Source organism: Klebsiella sp. BIGb0399 (assembly GCF_003752615.1).
Lineage (GTDB): Bacteria > Pseudomonadota > Gammaproteobacteria > Enterobacterales > Enterobacteriaceae > Klebsiella > Klebsiella lignicola.
Map to the genome: position 1 here is coordinate 796,414 of NZ_RKHT01000005.1, position 15,718 is coordinate 812,131.

Here is a 15,718-nt window from a genome sequence, read left to right on the forward strand (position 1 = left end):
GAAGCGTACTATGTCATCCAATGAGAACGGCACTCCAGACCATCCGTGCGCCGGGGATATTATCAGTCTGTATGAGCGATATGCGGATCGTTGGGCCGTGTTGCGCCCGACCAGCTTGTTTGAACAATCCTGGCTTGACGCATTTCTGGCGCAGGTCAGACCCGGCGGTGACATTCTGGATATCGGCTGCGGCAACGGCACGCCGATCTCCGGGTATCTGCTCCGGCAGGGGTTTTCCGTCAGCGGGGTGGACAGTTCTGCCGCGATGATTGCCCGCTGTCGTCGTGACTATCCCGGCCAACAGTGGCAGGTCGCGGATATGCGGAGCCTGGCGTTGGCAAGACGCTTTGATGGCCTGCTGGCGTGGGACAGCTTTTTTCACCAAACCCGGGATGCGCAGCGGGCGTTGTTTCAGCGGTTCGCGGACCACGCCAATCCCCATGCGCCGCTGATGTTTACCAGCGGCACCAGTAACGGTGAGGCGATTGGCCAGTTTGAAGGGGATGCGCTGTATCATGCCAGCCTGGCGCCGCAGGAGTATCGCCAGCTGCTGGACACCCACGACTTTGAGGTTCTCCAGCACGTGGTGGAAGACCCGCACTGCGGCGGGCGGACGATCTGGCTGGCCGTTAAACGCCCCTGATCGGTCGTCTGCCTTGCGCGCGCGCGCGAGGCCGCAAGAGGAGGAATGTGAAACTGCCGCTATACTCAGTGATAATGGCAACTGTCTGTTTTGTCTGCATGATCAGACGCGGTTGAACATCCCATCTTCTGCACCATGGCTGAGGTTTCAACGACGAAATGAGGGGCTCTTTGCGCCGTACTTCCACGCTGTTTAGCGTCTTATTGCTGGTGTGTCCGGCCAGTTTCGCCCTTGACGGCAGCCAGTTAAAACAACGCTCAAATGCCGTGCTGATGCTGATGAGCTATACCGTCGTACCGGATGTCACCGCCAGCGACCTGAATATTGGCTCCGGCACAAACGAGAAAAACCAGCTGTCGATTACCCAGTTTGGCGGCGGGGCCACGTTAAGCCAGCAATTTCCCATTTATCTGGAAGGCACTCTGGGTTACAGCCGCTATGATCCGCAATTTGTGGTGAGCGATGGCGATCAAAGTCGCAAAGTGCCGACCAAATGGAACAGTCTGACCGGCACCGGCGGCATTGGCTGGGATTTCAAGCTGTACACCGACAAATTGGGCGGCACGCTGGTGCTGCGACCGATTTTCAATTTTATGCTCGGGACGATGGCCAGCGATGTGCGGATCGGCAGCAGGGTGATCGAACATCGCCGGGATGCGGATTTCAAGTTTCTTGACGGTGGCCGGCTGAATGCCTACGGGCTTGGTGGTTCGCTGATGCTCGACTACGAGCTGTTCTCTGAGGCCCAGGATATCGATGTCGAGTTACGCTATTCCGGGATGAGCCTGCAGACGTTCGGCAGCACGCCGGAAGCCGTCAGCGGAAGCTCCAGCGCGGAAAATCTTGGATTGTACCTGCGCCGACGGGCGCCCATCTCTGACTGGACGCTGCTGAAAAGCCCGGTGCGCTACGTGCTGGAAGGGGCGCACACCGAGTATCTCGGCGATCAACGCGGAACCCTGGGGTTTAACGGACTCACGTCCCTTGGCGTCGGGCTGGAGCTGGACAGCAGCAAGTATCCGGTGTTCATCAGCCGTACCCGTCTGGTGGCGCGCTATATGTTCGGGGATAACACCCGAGGCTATGGCGTCGGCCTGGCGATGAGTTTTTAGTTCCTGGCGACCGATCACCGCATTCTCTTGTTTATCCCCTTGTGGGGATATCATCGCCATTATCCCCACAAGGGGATAAAGCTCATGGATTGACTTTATCCCCACTAGGGTATAAAAAATGCATTATCCCCACAAGAGGATAAGGAGAGGGCGTGAGTGATTTACCGATGATATACAGTCCGGTCCAGTTGGCGAACTACCTAAAGTTAATGCGCCAGAAAAATCAGTGGACGCAAAACGATCTGGCCCGGCGGATAGGGATTAAGCAGGCAACCATTTCTAACTTTGAAAACCATCCAGATAAAACGTCGCTAACCACGTTGTTCAAAATTCTCCAGTCGCTGGAAATGTCGATGGTGGTAAAGGCGAAAAACGGCGACAACAACGCTGAGCATGACGACAACACAGAGGATCTGAACTGGTAATGGCAACTCTGGAAACATGGATGAACAACGAACGAGTTGGCGAGTTAGTTAAGCAAGCTAACGGGGCGCATATTTTCCGCTATGACGATGCCTGGATGCGTAACCCTCGTACCAGACCGCTCTCTCTGTCGCTGCCGTTGCAGTACGGTAACATCACCAGCGACGCGGTATTCAATTACTTCGATAATTTGCTGCCAGACAGCCCTGTGATTCGGGACCGGATCGTCAAACGCTATCAGGCGCGGTCAAAACAGCCCTTCGATCTGCTGGCCGAAATTGGCCGGGACAGCGTCGGGGCTGTGACATTACTGCCGCCAGGTGAAAACACCGGACAGAGGGCATTGCGCTGGAAGACGCTGGATGACAACGCGCTAGACACGCTGCTGACCGCCTATCAGGCCGATATTCCACTCGGTATGGTCAATGAGCATGATGACTTTCGTATTTCAGTCGCCGGCGCGCAGGAAAAAACCGCGCTGCTGAAAATCGGCAACCAGTGGTGCATTCCTACCGGAACCACGCCCACCACCCATATCATTAAGTTGCCGATCGGTGAAATACGCCAGCCCGATGCGGTGCTCGATCTCAGCGAAAGCGTCGACAATGAATTCTTGTGTTTAGCGCTGGCCCGGGCGCTGGGTTTTACGGTGCCGGACGCCGGTATTATTCAGACCAGGAACACCAGGGCACTGGCGGTCACGCGATTTGATCGACGCTGGGCGCAGGACAACACGGTGCTACTGCGTCTGCCACAAGAAGATTTGTGCCAGGCGTTTGGCCTCCCTTCATCGATGAAGTATGAGTCAGATGGCGGGCCGGGGATTCGTCAGGTTATGGCTTTTCTGTTGGGATCAAGTCATGCGCTGAAAGATCGTTATGACTTCATGAAATTTATTGTTTTTCAGTGGCTTATTGGCGCCACCGATGGTCATGCAAAGAATTTCTCTGTGTTCCTTCAACCCGGAGGCAGCTACCGGCTGACGCCGTTCTACGACATTATTTCGGCGTTTCCGCTGCTGGGAGGCACGGGACTGCATCTGAGCGATCTCAAACTCTCGATGAGCATGAAGGCCACCAAAGGCCGAAAAACGGAGATTAGTACGCTCTATCCACGCCATTTTTTAGCCACCGCCAAAGAGGTGGGGTTTGCTCAGGAGCAGATGCTGGAGATTTTGCACTATTTTTCCGACCACATTCCCCAGGCGATTGAGGCGGTAACGCGGACTTTACCGCCTGATTTCTCACCCTCGGTCTGTCACGCCATTACTTCTCACCTGCGAAAACGCCATTTACGCTTGCGGACTGCGCTGGCGTCACCGGTTGCTGACCGTCACCCCAGCGGCTTTTCAGATAGTTGACCGCCTGCTGGGTTTGCGGCTGGTTGAGGTAGTTCTCCCGGAACAGAATGGTGCCCTGGATTTGCGGCGTCGATTCGTTTAAATCCAGCTGTTTTTTCAGCTCCGGCACGCCGCCGTTGACCATCCAGTCAGGCTCATTTTTGGACGGTTCGCCGACCTTATATAGCGCAATACCAATATACAGTCGGGTTCCGGTTGGTTTCACCACGTCCGCCCACCATTTTGCCAGCACATCATAGCGCGCCGCATCGCGGGCGAAAGGCCAGTAAATCTGCGGGGCGATGTAGTCGAGCAGCCCTTGCTGCACCCAACTGCGGGTATCGGCAAAAGATTCATCGTAGGCCGCCGCGCCGCGGGTATCAGACCCCGCCGGATCGTGGGAGCGGTTACGCCAGACGCCAGCGGGGCTGACGCCAAATTCGATCGTGGGATTCTGCTGCTTGATAGCCTTTGAGACCTGGGCAATCAGCTGTTGGGTGTTATGCCGTCGCCAGTCCGCCTTTGAGGCATATCCCTGACCGTAGGTGCGGTAGGTCTGATTGTCATTCAGGGTAGAGCCCGGCGTTTCGGTATAGAAGTAGTCATCAAACTGGACGCCGTCCACCGGGTAGTGCTCCACCACTTCGGCAACGATGCTGGTGATCCAGTCGCGGACTTCGGGAATACCGGGGTCGAGGACAAAGCGGTCGCCGGAAGTTCGGATCCAGTCGCGATGCAGCACGAAGACGCTGGCGGGGGTCTGCGACAGCGTGGCGTTGAGCTCGCTGACGGTACGAGGCCGGGTATTCACGGAAACGCGATAGGGATTAAACCAGGCGTGCACCCGCATCCCGCGTTTGTGGGCCTCATCCAGCATAAACTTCAGCGGGTCGTAGCCCGGGTCCTGACCAATTTTACCGGTCAGCATATCCGACCACGGCAGGATCTTTGACGGCCACAGGGCGGTACCATCCGGTTTAACCTGGAAAAACACGGTGTTGATCCCGAGGCTTTTCAGCTTATCCAGTTTGGCAGTCAAGGCGTTCTGCTGCTGGCGGATGCGCATCTGCGGATCGCTGAGGGTGACGGATTCTACCGGCGGCCAGTCGAGGCGGGAGACCGTGGTCAGCCAGACGCCGCGCACCGGTTCATTGCTGCGGGGCAGACCGGGCTGTTTAATCGGTGACGGCAGCGGGGTCACCAGAGATACCGGTGGCTTGCTGGAGCAATGGACCAGCATCAATGCGCCAGCGACGGCCAGGCCGGCAAGGGTAATTTTAGAGACAACACGCGCGCTACGAGAGCAGTGGATCATATACGCCAGCTCGTGAAAGAGTTGCAAAAGGGACATTGTCCTATGATGCGCGGCTAAGTCAATCAGCGCGACGGTATCCCGGCGATCCCGTTGGCGCACATAGCGTGAAATTTCCGTTTCCGCCAGCGCCTGGCGAGGCACGCCTTGATTTCTATTAACTTCTTGTTAGTTTGTTCACACTACTGCAACAAAATTATTCACTCTCATGATCATTTTCGCACTTTTGCACCAGGCCAGTGCGCAACGGCGAAAAAGAGCAGCTATGTTTAGCTCGCTGGCTAATATGGACGCCTCAGTTCCCGACTCGCCACGTGATGGCAACAGACCTCCTGACTTGTACTGAAATGCACGTTAGCCGGAGGCGGTACGCGTGGCTACCACGCGTTACCTCTATCCATCAGTAAGCGATCTGGCTTGTCATTTCTCTCTGGCGGGATTATTGCTTCTTCCACCCCGGATATACCCGTCATTCTTCACGTTGTCTGGATGTTGGCTGCACCGGCTATTCGGCTCATCCATGAGCCTCACCCTTATCAGGGCCGCTGCTCGCAGCGTTCAAATCTGTTCCAGACAGATTTGTCACCCCAGTCACTTACCTGAGTAAGCGCCTGGGAATATACGGTCTTGCCGCCGACAGGCAACGCGAATTATTGAGGGTGTATACGGCACATACCAAACAGTAAATGATATTTTCCGCGCCATGAAATGGCGCCAGGCTATAGATCGCTGAGGAATATCGAATGTCTCTGAAACTTAAAAAGTTAGCGCTTCATTTTGCGATTGCGGGTTGTATGAGCGTGGCATTTTACGCACAGGCGGATGTGAAAATAGGCGTCGCCGGACCGTTCACCGGCCCCAACGCCACCTATGGCGCCCAGTACTGGAAAGGGGCATCGCAGGCGGTCGCGGATATTAATGCGGCAGGAGGAATCAAAGGCGAGAAAATTGTTCTGGTTCAGGGCGACGATGCCTGCGAACCGAAACAGGCGGTGGCGGTGGCCAACCGTCTGGTCGATGAGTCCGGGGTTTCTGCAGTGGTGGGTCACTTCTGTTCTTCCTCGACCATGCCAGCATCAGAAGTGTATGACGAGGCCGGTATTCTGACCATCACCCCTGGCTCGACTAACCCGTTAATCACCGAGCGCGGCATGAAGGATATGTTCCGGATGTGCGGTCGTGACGATCAGCAGGGGGCCATCGCGGCGAACTATATGCTGGATGTGCTGAAGGCTAAAAAAATCGCCGTGATCCATGATAAAGACACCTACGGCCAGGGGCTGGCGGATGCCACCCGTGCCGCGCTGGCGAAGCGTGGCACCAAAGAAGTGCTGTACGAGGGCTTATCCCGTGGCGAAAAGGATTTCAACGCGCTGGTCACCAAGATTGGTGCGCTCAAGCCTGACGTGGTCTTCTTCGGCGGTTGCCATCCGGAAGCCGGTCCGCTGGTTCGCCAGATGAGAGAACAGGGCGTTCAGGCCAAATTCTTCTCCGGCGACTGTGTGGTTACGGAAGAGCTGGTCACTGCCGCTGGTGGTCCGCAGTTCACCAACGGCGTGCTGATGACCTTCGGTAAAGATCCGCGCACGATCCCTGAAGGGAAAACGGTGATTGAAAAATTCCGCGCCAGCGGTTTTGAACCGGAAGGCTACACCCTGTATGCCTATGCTTCTATTCAGGCAATTGCCGCCGCCTATAACGCTGTCGGGACCGATAACGCCAAAGCCAGCGAATGGCTGAAAACCAATAGCGTCGATACCGTGATGGGTAAAAAAGCCTGGGATGGTAAAGGCGACCTGAAAGTGTCGGATTACGTCGTTTATCAGTGGGATGACAAAGGCAAATATCATCAGCTTTAACGGCTAACTGACTTTTCCGGCCCTGGAATAACAAAGGGTGTGACTCGTAAAAAAGGCAGCGTATGGCGGGATGCGCCGTCGCTGCCTGTTTACCGGCAGGATGGTGTCTATGGAAGCGTTTTTTCTGCAACAACTGATCAATGGGCTGACGCTGGGGGCCGTATACGGTCTGATAGCGATTGGCTACACCATGGTTTATGGCATCATCGGTATGATTAACTTCGCCCACGGCGAGGTGTATATGGTCTCAGCCTACCTGTGCGCTATCGGGCTGGCATTACTCTCTTATTTTGGCATCCACTCGTTCCCTTTACTGATCTTCGGCACCCTGGTGTTCACCATTGTCGTGACCGGCGTTTATGGCTGGACCATTGAACGCATTGCCTACCGGCCGCTGCGTAACTCCACCCGACTGGCTCCGCTGATCTCGGCCATCGGCATGTCCCTTATTCTGCAAAACTATGTGCAAATCAGTCAGGGCCCTAATCAGCAGGGGATCCCGACCCTTATCACCGGCGTTCTGCGTTTTGACGTAGGCGACGGCATTGTGCAAATCACCTGGACCAAGCTGTTTATCCTCGCGGCGGCGCTGGTCGGGATGATCGTCCTGACCTGGGTGATTCAGTACACCCGTCTCGGGAGGATCTGCCGGGCGACACAGCAGGACCGGCGTATGGCGGCGATCCTCGGGATTAACACCGACCGGGTTATCTCGCTGGTCTTTGTGATTGGCGCGGCGATGGCCGGGCTGGCCGGCGTGCTGGTCACCATGAACTATGGCACCTTCGATTTTTATATCGGCTTTATTATCGGGATCAAGGCCTTTACCGCCGCGGTGCTGGGGGGAATTGGTTCGTTACCGGGTGCGATGCTGGGCGGTTTGCTCCTGGGCGTTGCCGAGGCGCAGTTTGCCGGGCTGGTGAACTCTGATTACAAAGATGTGTTTTCCTTCGCTCTGCTGGTGGCGATCCTGATTTTCCGTCCGCAAGGGCTGCTGGGTCGTCCAATGGTTGCCAAGGTTTAAGGGGTAAAACATGGCTGAAGTATCCCGTCAGCCAGGGCTCGACATCAGGCGTAGCCTGATTGATAGCGTCCTGGCCGGATTGTGTGCGCTGGTTGTCTTTGGCCCGGTCGTGGGCATTGTTCTCAAGGGTTACAGTTTCAATATGTCGACGCATCGCGTAGCGGTGCTGGTCGGGATTGTGATGGTCGGGCGACTGGCGCTCAGCTTGCTGTTGCAAAGCCGTCGCGGCCGTCAGTTTCTCGCCCGCTTTGAAGGGGCGGATGATGGTGTCTACGTGCGTCAGGTTGGCTATCGTTCACGCCTGCGTTGGATCCTGCCTCTGCTGATGGTGGTGGCGTTGGCCTTTCCGTTCATCGCCACGAAATACCTGCTGACGGTGGCGATCCTCGGGCTTATTTACGTGCTGCTCGGTCTGGGATTGAATATCGTGGTCGGTCTGGCGGGGCTGCTGGATCTGGGTTACGTGGCGTTCTATGCCATTGGCGCCTATGGTCTGGCGCTCGGCTATCAGTATCTCGGGCTGGGGTTCTGGGCGATGCTGCCGATTGGCGCCATTATGGCCGCGCTGGCGGGGGCGTTACTGGGGTTCCCGGTACTGCGTATGCATGGCGACTATCTGGCGATCGTCACCCTCGGCTTTGGCGAGATTATCCGCCTGGTGCTCAACAACTGGGTCAGCTTTACCGGCGGGCCTAACGGTGTGTCAGTCCCGGCGCCGACGCTGTTTGGCCTCGAATTTGGCCGACGGGCAAAAGACGGCGGGGTGCCGATCCACGAGTTTTTACACATCAGCTATAACCCTAACCTCAAGTTTATCTTTATCTACGGCGTGCTCTGTCTGGTGGTGCTGCTGGTGCTGTTCATTAAACATCGCCTGACGCGGATGCCCATCGGCCGCGCCTGGGAGGCGCTGCGCGAAGATGAGATCGCCTGTCGGGCGATGGGGCTGAACCATGTGCTGGTGAAACTCTCGGCATTTATGCTGGGGGCGTCGACGGCCGGGATTGCCGGGGTCTTTTTTGCCACCTATCAGGGGTTCGTCAACCCGACGTCGTTTACCTTCTTCGAGTCGGCGCTGATTCTGGCGATCGTGGTGCTGGGCGGCATGGGCTCGACCCTTGGGGTGGTACTGGCGGCCTTCGTGCTGACGGTGGCGCCGGAGCTGCTGCGTGGTTTTGATGAGTATCGGGTGCTGCTGTTTGGCGTATTAATGGTGCTGATGATGATCTGGCGGCCTCGGGGGCTGGTACGTACCAGCCGCACCGGGGTGGCGGTACGTAAGGGAGTGGCGCCATGAGTGACAACATTTTGCAGGTTGAGCATCTGATGATGCATTTTGGCGGAATTAAAGCCCTGAATGACGTCAACCTTGAGGTAAAGAGAGGGTCAATTACCGCGCTGATTGGCCCAAACGGCGCCGGGAAAACCACGGTGTTTAACTGCCTGACCGGCTTTTATCGCGCTACCGGCGGGGCCATCCGCTTGCATGCCCGGACCAAAATGACCGATGTGATTCAGGTGCTGGGGCAAAAGATCCACCCGGCCGATTTTCTCCATCCGTCGGCGTTGGGCACCCGCCTCTATTACAAGATGTTTGGCGGGACCCATCTGGTGAACCGGGCGGGGCTGGCGCGGACCTTCCAGAACATCCGACTGTTTCGCGACATGTCGGTGATTGAAAACCTGCTGGTGGCCCAGCATATGCAGGTCAATCGTAATTTGCTGGCGGGGATCTTAAATACCCGTGGCTACCGTCAGGCGGAGAACCAGGCGCTGGACCGGGCCTTTTACTGGCTGGAGGTGGTCGGCATGGTGGATTGCGCAAACCTGCTGGCGGGCACGCTCTCCTATGGTCAACAGCGGCGGCTGGAGATCGCCCGGGCGATGTGTACCGGGCCGGAGATGATCTGTCTGGATGAACCCGCCGCCGGTCTTAACCCGGTGGAAACGCAAACCCTGAGCAAGATTATCCGCTTCCTGCGCCAGCATCATGGCGTCACGGTGCTGCTGATTGAGCATGACATGGGGATGGTGATGGAGATTTCCGATCATGTCATCGTCCTCGATCATGGCGATGTGATCGCCCGCGGCGAGCCGAAGGAAATCCAGTCGAACACCAGCGTGATTGCGGCCTATCTGGGCACGGATGAAGAGGAGATCGCCGAATGAACCAGCCGTTGCTTGAGTTTCGTCAGGTTGACGTGTTTTACGGCCAGATTCAGGCGCTGAAGCAGGTCTCGTTAACGGTCAATGAAGGGGAGACGGTGGCGCTGATTGGCGCCAACGGCGCCGGTAAATCGACGCTGCTGATGTCTATTTTCGGCCAACCGCGCATCGCCGAGGGGCAAATTCGCTATCGCGGGGAAGATATCAGCCGCCAGTCTACCCACTTTATCGCCAGCAACGGGATTGCCCAGGCCCCGGAGGGGCGGCGGATCTTTGCCGACATGACCGTTGAGGAAAATCTGTTGATGGGGACCATCCCCATCGGCAACCGCTATCAAAACGAGGATAAGGCGCGGATGTACCAGCTGTTTCCCCGTCTGGAGGAACGCCGATCCCAGCGTGCCATGACGCTCTCCGGCGGCGAACAGCAGATGCTGGCGATTGCCCGCGCGTTAATGAGCCGCCCCAAACTGTTGCTGCTGGATGAACCCAGCCTCGGACTGGCGCCGCTGGTGGTGAAGCAGATTTTCCAGATCCTGCGCGAGTTGACGCAGCAGGGCATGACGCTGTTCCTGGTGGAGCAAAATGCGCATCACGCGCTGAAGCTCTCCGATCGCGCCTATGTGATGGTTAACGGCCAGATCCAGCTGAGCGGCACGGGCAGGGAGCTGTTAAACAACCCTGAGGTCAGAAATGCTTATCTTGGGGTGACTTGATCTGACATGGTAAGTGACAGTGTCACGTAAATAATGACCTGTTGTACGGTAAATGCCGAAAGCGCGTCCCGACATCCTGCAGCCCGCTTGAGGTTGAACGGCTGCGTAAATCGACCTCCAGCGGCGTTTCGAAAGGCGCCGGCAAACGCCATCCGAGGCCCGGTTTTAACAGCACCCGCACCGGACTGCCAAAACGGGTAATAATCGTCGCGCTCCCGGCATGTACCTGCACCAGGCACGCGGTTAACAGGGCGAGGATCACTAACAATATGGCGACAGCATATCGCGGCCATTTCCGGGTACGACGAGGCATTTCCGACGGCGACGCTGTGGGAGTAAGCCCAACTTTTCCGGGGGTCGCAGGCGTGGTAATGGTATGAATTTTCATTTTTGCACTGGCCTTGTTGTATCAATCAGAATTATTGCGCTGAAGGTGAAAACTGACGTAAATCGAGCATCGGCGCATGCTGGCCCGCGACCTGACTATCAATAATCAGGAGTGGCGCGTGGGAAAGCGCTTTGCTCATGGTCTGGTAACGTCGCTCGTTGATGAACGCCTCGGGGTTAATGGCCCACGCGTCATGCTCCGCGCTGTACATGGTCAGCGCATTATTGGCCTTCGCCTGGACTTCCGTTGCCGTGGCCTGTGACGCATCAATGGCTTTGCTGGCTTTTTGATGGGCGTCATTGCCCTGGACTGCGGCATAACCGCGTTCATGAGCGATCTGCGCGTTGGCGGTGATCTGCGCCGCCTGCACGCCGTGGTAGGCATTGGCTGCCCCGGCCGGCGGATGAATCGACTCGATCTGTGTCGAGAGCAACTCGACGCCCATGTCGAGCTCATTCAGGCGCTGTTGGATTTGCTGGTTGAGGGTTAACGCCATCGCCGCGCGCTGTTCATTGAGCAGAACATCTAGTTGCTGATGGGCGAAATACTGCGTCAGCACCTGGCTGGCAATGCGCTGGATGGTCGTCGGCAGATCGTCGGTACGGTACAGGCTGTTGATCGCATCGCGATTGTCCATCCCGACACGCCAGATCAAGCGAATATCCATGTTCACAATCTGGAAGCTCTGTTTGCTCCCCAGCGCGCTGGCGATGACCTGCGCCTGGTCTGTCACATGGGTGTTATCCCACAGACGCCAGCTGCTCTGCGGTGCCGGACCTTCAATGGCATCCACGGTAGTGGCCGCCGCTGGCGTCGCGAGCGAGGAGGCGGAAGGTTTTTCGTTGAGCTGCAATTCGTGAATCGCGCCATAGTCCACGGCGATCACCCGGCCAAAAGGCCACGGCAGCCCGACATGTAACCCCGGCAATAAGACATCGACCGGGCGACCGAAGCGCTCGTAAACGCCGCGCTGATGCAGCGACACTTCATTGACGCTGCTCATCAGCCAGCCCACCAGGGCGGCGCTGCAGAACACCGGGAAGAAGATCTTGCCCATCAAGCGGAAGGCCTGGATTTTGCTGATATCCACGCCGAAGTGCTGCATGATTTTTTTACGGATCAGCAGCAGCGGATTCAGCGGCCAGCGATAGTATTCTGCGAGCAGGCTCTGGGTTAAGAAGGGGCGGGCTTTATTTTGCGCCGGGATGACCAGCATGGCGGCCAGCGATCGCAGGAAGAATTCAACGGCAATCAGCAGGACGATGGCGCTGGCCAGCTGCACAATCCAGCCGGCAGGCGTCGGGGCGAAACACGACACCGCGAGGGCGATGGTTATCAGCAGACAAATGCTGAGTAACGCCCGCAACAACCCGGTGCAGGCGCTTTGCTGGGGCCAGTGGCGGATGCGGCGCAGGCTCATCATACGTTCACCCACTAACAGCGCAAAGCAGATTGCCAGCAACGCCAGGCTTACCGGGATCAGTTCGCTTTTCAGCGGGGGGGGTGCCGCGCTAATCAATGCATTGTGACTGACGATGGAAATAGCCAGCAGGGCGCAAAGGGCGGTTAACAGCAACTGATAGCCATGACCCGCCCAGAGCCGGACCCGCGGCGAACGCCAGAATCTGAATCGTTTGCCGGCGGCGTTCTCTTCACCAGCTTGCGATGTTAACCCCGGCGGGCAGTGGCGGAGGGCGTTTTCAATCACCGCGCATGTCAGCAACAGTGCGGCAATCAGGGGGCGGGCAAATATATACCAGACATTTTGCTGCGCGTGCGGAAAGCCAAAATAATAGCTGGCTCCCGCGAACAGCAGAAGAATGAAAATGACGGCCCGACACCATAATAAACGTGAACGTAACCGAATATTTGTGCCGCTGAGTAGATGTTGGTGGCTAGACACCATAGAGACTCCATTGTCAGTCAGAACAAGACACTAAAAATACAGGCCTGCTTACATAGAAAACCGGCTGGTATTATTTAATGGCAGGGGAAAGTATCTCCGACAGGGGAATGGTAAATAATAATGATGCGTTCTCCCTGTCCTTGCGGGGTTGCCGGGCGCTAACATAAATCAGGCTTCAGTATCTGCGTGATTTATATTCGGTGGCGGTGATGCTTACGGGGAGTATAGAGGATGAGCACAGGCAAATAACATGACTAAATATGATTAAAAAACACTTCGTGCATATTGCACTTTAATAACGTGTAGTTTAATACTACGCGGTTTTATTTGTTAGCGATGACGTCCAGTACTGGACTAATAATCATCCATAAGTGTTATTTAAAAATAAAAAAGCCCGGGAATATTTCCCGGGCCTGATGGTGATGACGTCGCGATGGCTTACGGCGTCACGATGTTGAACCAGAACTCGAACTTGTCCATATAGCCCAGCATCTCGTTGAGCTTGTCACCGTTGCCGGTGATTTTGACTTCGCCCTTATCTTCAGCCTGTTTCAGCGTTTCTTCTTTCAGGATGATTTTGTTGAGCGTCGCACGGTCAAGCACGATGGTCGCATCGGCATCTTTCGCTTCGGCATTGGCGGTGTGGTTCAGCACGCCGTTTTCCAGCTCCAGCTTATATTTTCCGCCATCGTTGCCAAGGTCGATGTTAAACACCGCTTTGGCCTTACCGGCTTTTTCACCGTTAATATGTACCGCCAGATAGTCGAAGAACATTTCCGGGGTCATCGCACGAACGGTATCCGGGCTGGCGGTATTTGGGGTTGGTCCTTTCACCACGCCGTTACGCAATTCCTGCGCACCGGTCAGGTAGAAGTTACGCCACGGGCCAGATTCAGCCTGATAGCCCAACTGCTCCAGCGCATCCGCTTCCAGATTACGCGCGTCCTGGTTTTTCGGGTCAGCGAAGACAATTTTGCTGACAACCTGCGCTACCCAGCGGTAGTTACCCTGTGAGTAGTCTTCTTTCGCTTTCTTCATGATGGCATCGGCGCCGCCCATGTACTCCACGAATTTCTTCGCCGCTTCTTCCGGCGGCAGTTCGTCGAGGGTTGCCGGGTTGCCGTCGAACCAGCCGAGGTACAGCACGTAGGTGGCTTTCACGTCATGGCTGACGGAACCGTAGTAACCGCGGTTAGCCCAGGTATGAGCGAGGCTGTCCGGCAGTTTGAATTTGGCGGCGATTTCGTCACGGGTCAGGCCTTCGTTGGCCATGCGCAGAGTCTGGTCGTTAATGTAACGATAGAGGTCACGCTGGCTTTTCAGCAGCTTAACGACGTTCTCGTTGCCCCAGGTCGGCCAGTGGTGCTGAGCCATGATGATCTCGGCTTTATCACCCCAGCGAACAATCGCTTCGTTGATATATTTCGACCATGGCAGCGGTTCACGGATCTTCGCGCCGCGCAGGGAGTAGGTGTTATGCAGGGTGTGGGTCACATCTTCTGCTGCTTCGATGAGTTTCTTCTCTTCGATAAACCACAGCATTTCAGACGGAGCTTCGGAGCCCGGGGCCAGCATAAAGTCGTAGGTCAGGCCATCGATCACTTCTTTCTGGCCGTCTTTTTCGATGATGTTGGTCGGGGCAATCAGGGTCACCGTACCGGCAGAGGTGGTGGTCCCCAGACCGGCGCCCACCTGGCCTTTGGTATCAGGCTTCAGCAGGTTGCCGTACATGTAGCTGGCGCGGCGGCTCATGACGTTACCGGCCATGATGTTTTCCGCTACGGCCGCTTCCATAAAGCCAGACGGTGCGTAGACTTTGACCTTGCCGGATTTCACATCGGCTTCGTCAATCACACCGCGCACGCCGCCATAGTGGTCAACGTGGCTGTGGGTGTAGATCACGGCAACTACCGGTTTTTTACCGCGGTTTTTGTAGTACAGATCCATCCCGACTTTCGCCGTTTCAGCAGAAACCAGCGGGTCAACGACGGTAATCCCTTCTTTCCCTTCAATGATGGTCATGTTGGAAAGGTCGAGGTTACGGATCTGATACACGCCGTCGGTAACTTCAAACAGGCCGCTGATGTTGATCAGCTGGGACTGGCGCCACAGGCTTGGGTTAACGGTATCTGGTGCTTTTTCGCCTTCTTTAATGAAGGAGTACTGCTCAGGGTTCCAGATGACGTTGCCTTGCTCACCTTTGATCACTTCGGTAGGCAGTGCGGCAATAAAACCTTTGTGGGCGTTGGTGAAATCGGTGTTATCGGAGAAGGGGAGTTGGTTATACAGCGCGTCGTTGGTCTTCTTAGTTTCCGCCGTCGCTTCTTTTGGCGTGACGTCCGCCAGAGCAGGAAGCGCAATGGTAGATAGCACACCGGCTAATACCATTCCCTTCATTATGGGTGTCAGTTTCATTAAATTCCTCGTCGGTTTACACATCCGAACGGAAGGTGTGTTCGGATATTCAAATTACACATCTGCCCATAAATATAACCGATATTTTACATTCAGCAAGTAAATGGTTACAAAAATATTTTATTGTAAACTTCTGGAAAGGCCTTATATAACATGACGTTATATGGTAACGCGCATCCGCATCAAACCCTGGAAATACCGCCGATCAACTATCAGGCTTTGCCTGTGCTAATAACATTTTCTAAACATAATTACCGAGGTTGTTTGTGTTTTATACACCGACCTCGACACAAAAATATGCCGCTGGCTCCAGATGACGTAGATAAACAAAGGCGCTGATTGCCATCCTCACCATGTTGTTATCCAGCAGGCCGTAAATTGAGACGAATCTGATGAGCGATAGCCGCTGAGAGGA

13 protein-coding genes are annotated in these 15,718 nt (G+C 55.8%); 9 read left to right on the forward strand and 4 right to left on the reverse strand.

Going from position 1 to position 15,718, the window contains the following annotated elements; translation table 11 throughout:
* Positions 1-10: 10 nt before the first annotated feature.
* From EDF82_RS04045 to EDF82_RS04060, 4 genes are all read left to right on the forward strand, one after another.
* A complete protein-coding gene (locus EDF82_RS04045) occupies positions 11-643 on the forward strand; it encodes a class I SAM-dependent methyltransferase (RefSeq protein WP_123754317.1) in 633 nt (210 codons plus the stop codon).
* 158 nt (positions 644-801) lie between these two features.
* On the forward strand, positions 802-1,755 hold the full coding sequence (locus EDF82_RS04050) for a hypothetical protein (RefSeq protein WP_123754318.1): 954 nt from the start codon (positions 802-804) through the stop codon (positions 1,753-1,755).
* A 167-nt stretch (positions 1,756-1,922) separates the two neighbouring features.
* Positions 1,923-2,180, forward strand: a complete 258-nt coding sequence (gene hipB / locus EDF82_RS04055; protein WP_123754319.1) for a type II toxin-antitoxin system antitoxin HipB — start codon at positions 1,923-1,925, stop codon at positions 2,178-2,180.
* Positions 2,180-3,538, forward strand: coding sequence for a type II toxin-antitoxin system HipA family toxin (locus EDF82_RS04060; RefSeq protein ID WP_123754320.1), 1,359 nt, complete (start codon positions 2,180-2,182; stop codon positions 3,536-3,538). Before hipB ends, EDF82_RS04060 begins: the two co-directional genes overlap by 1 nt.
* Here the strand turns inward: EDF82_RS04060 and EDF82_RS04065 are convergent.
* Entirely contained in the window at positions 3,444-4,832 is a 1,389-nt protein-coding gene (locus EDF82_RS04065; protein ID WP_123755473.1) for a glycoside hydrolase family 10 protein, read from the reverse strand. The genes EDF82_RS04060 and EDF82_RS04065 overlap by 95 nt on opposite strands.
* A gap of 797 nt (positions 4,833-5,629) precedes the next feature.
* On the opposite strand from EDF82_RS04065, the gene EDF82_RS04070 reads away from it, so the two are divergent.
* From EDF82_RS04070 to EDF82_RS04090, 5 genes are all read left to right on the forward strand, one after another.
* A complete protein-coding gene (locus EDF82_RS04070) occupies positions 5,630-6,688 on the forward strand; it encodes a branched-chain amino acid ABC transporter substrate-binding protein (RefSeq protein WP_187043036.1) in 1,059 nt (352 codons plus the stop codon).
* 109 nt (positions 6,689-6,797) lie between these two features.
* Complete coding sequence (locus EDF82_RS04075; RefSeq protein WP_123754322.1) at positions 6,798-7,712, forward strand: branched-chain amino acid ABC transporter permease LivH; 915 nt, start codon at positions 6,798-6,800, stop codon at positions 7,710-7,712.
* A gap of 10 nt (positions 7,713-7,722) precedes the next feature.
* A complete protein-coding gene (livM, locus tag EDF82_RS04080; protein ID WP_123754323.1) occupies positions 7,723-9,009 on the forward strand; it encodes a high-affinity branched-chain amino acid ABC transporter permease LivM in 1,287 nt (428 codons plus the stop codon).
* Entirely contained in the window at positions 9,006-9,881 is an 876-nt protein-coding gene (locus EDF82_RS04085; protein WP_123754324.1) for an ABC transporter ATP-binding protein, read from the forward strand. Before livM ends, EDF82_RS04085 begins: the two co-directional genes overlap by 4 nt.
* The gene (locus tag EDF82_RS04090; RefSeq protein ID WP_123754325.1) at positions 9,878-10,594 is read left to right on the forward strand and encodes an ABC transporter ATP-binding protein; all 717 of its coding nucleotides are present in this window, start codon (positions 9,878-9,880) and stop codon (positions 10,592-10,594) included. Before EDF82_RS04085 ends, EDF82_RS04090 begins: the two co-directional genes overlap by 4 nt.
* Before the next feature lie 22 nt (positions 10,595-10,616).
* On the opposite strand, the gene EDF82_RS25370 is transcribed toward EDF82_RS04090, so the two are convergent.
* From EDF82_RS25370 to EDF82_RS04105, 3 genes are all read right to left on the reverse strand, one after another.
* Entirely contained in the window at positions 10,617-10,982 is a 366-nt protein-coding gene (locus EDF82_RS25370; protein WP_227540099.1) for a hypothetical protein, read from the reverse strand.
* A 31-nt stretch (positions 10,983-11,013) separates the two neighbouring features.
* Positions 11,014-12,888, reverse strand: a complete 1,875-nt coding sequence (gene hflK, locus EDF82_RS04100) for a protease modulator HflK (RefSeq protein ID WP_123754326.1) — start codon at positions 12,886-12,888, stop codon at positions 11,014-11,016.
* A 438-nt stretch (positions 12,889-13,326) separates the two neighbouring features.
* The gene (locus EDF82_RS04105; protein ID WP_123754327.1) at positions 13,327-15,303 is read right to left on the reverse strand and encodes an alkyl/aryl-sulfatase; all 1,977 of its coding nucleotides are present in this window, start codon (positions 15,301-15,303) and stop codon (positions 13,327-13,329) included.
* Positions 15,304-15,718: the final 415 nt, after the last annotated feature.

What these genes read in the sequence shown, in the direction of transcription:
- EDF82_RS04045 (WP_123754317.1), top strand. Translation starts at nt 11, where the DNA reads ATGTCATCCAATGAGAACGGCACTCCAGACCATCCGTGCGCCGGGGAT.
- EDF82_RS04050 (WP_123754318.1), top strand. Translation starts at nt 802, where the DNA reads ATGAGGGGCTCTTTGCGCCGTACTTCCACGCTGTTTAGCGTCTTATTG.
- hipB (WP_123754319.1), top strand. Translation starts at nt 1,923, where the DNA reads ATGATATACAGTCCGGTCCAGTTGGCGAACTACCTAAAGTTAATGCGC.
- EDF82_RS04060 (WP_123754320.1), top strand. Translation starts at nt 2,180, where the DNA reads ATGGCAACTCTGGAAACATGGATGAACAACGAACGAGTTGGCGAGTTA.
- EDF82_RS04065 (WP_123755473.1), bottom strand. Translation starts at nt 4,832, where the DNA reads ATGATCCACTGCTCTCGTAGCGCGCGTGTTGTCTCTAAAATTACCCTT.
- EDF82_RS04075 (WP_123754322.1), top strand. Translation starts at nt 6,798, where the DNA reads ATGGAAGCGTTTTTTCTGCAACAACTGATCAATGGGCTGACGCTGGGG.
- livM (WP_123754323.1), top strand. Translation starts at nt 7,723, where the DNA reads ATGGCTGAAGTATCCCGTCAGCCAGGGCTCGACATCAGGCGTAGCCTG.
- EDF82_RS04085 (WP_123754324.1), top strand. Translation starts at nt 9,006, where the DNA reads ATGAGTGACAACATTTTGCAGGTTGAGCATCTGATGATGCATTTTGGC.
- EDF82_RS04090 (WP_123754325.1), top strand. Translation starts at nt 9,878, where the DNA reads ATGAACCAGCCGTTGCTTGAGTTTCGTCAGGTTGACGTGTTTTACGGC.
- EDF82_RS25370 (WP_227540099.1), bottom strand. Translation starts at nt 10,982, where the DNA reads ATGAAAATTCATACCATTACCACGCCTGCGACCCCCGGAAAAGTTGGG.
- hflK (WP_123754326.1), bottom strand. Translation starts at nt 12,888, where the DNA reads ATGGTGTCTAGCCACCAACATCTACTCAGCGGCACAAATATTCGGTTA.
- EDF82_RS04105 (WP_123754327.1), bottom strand. Translation starts at nt 15,303, where the DNA reads ATGAAACTGACACCCATAATGAAGGGAATGGTATTAGCCGGTGTGCTA.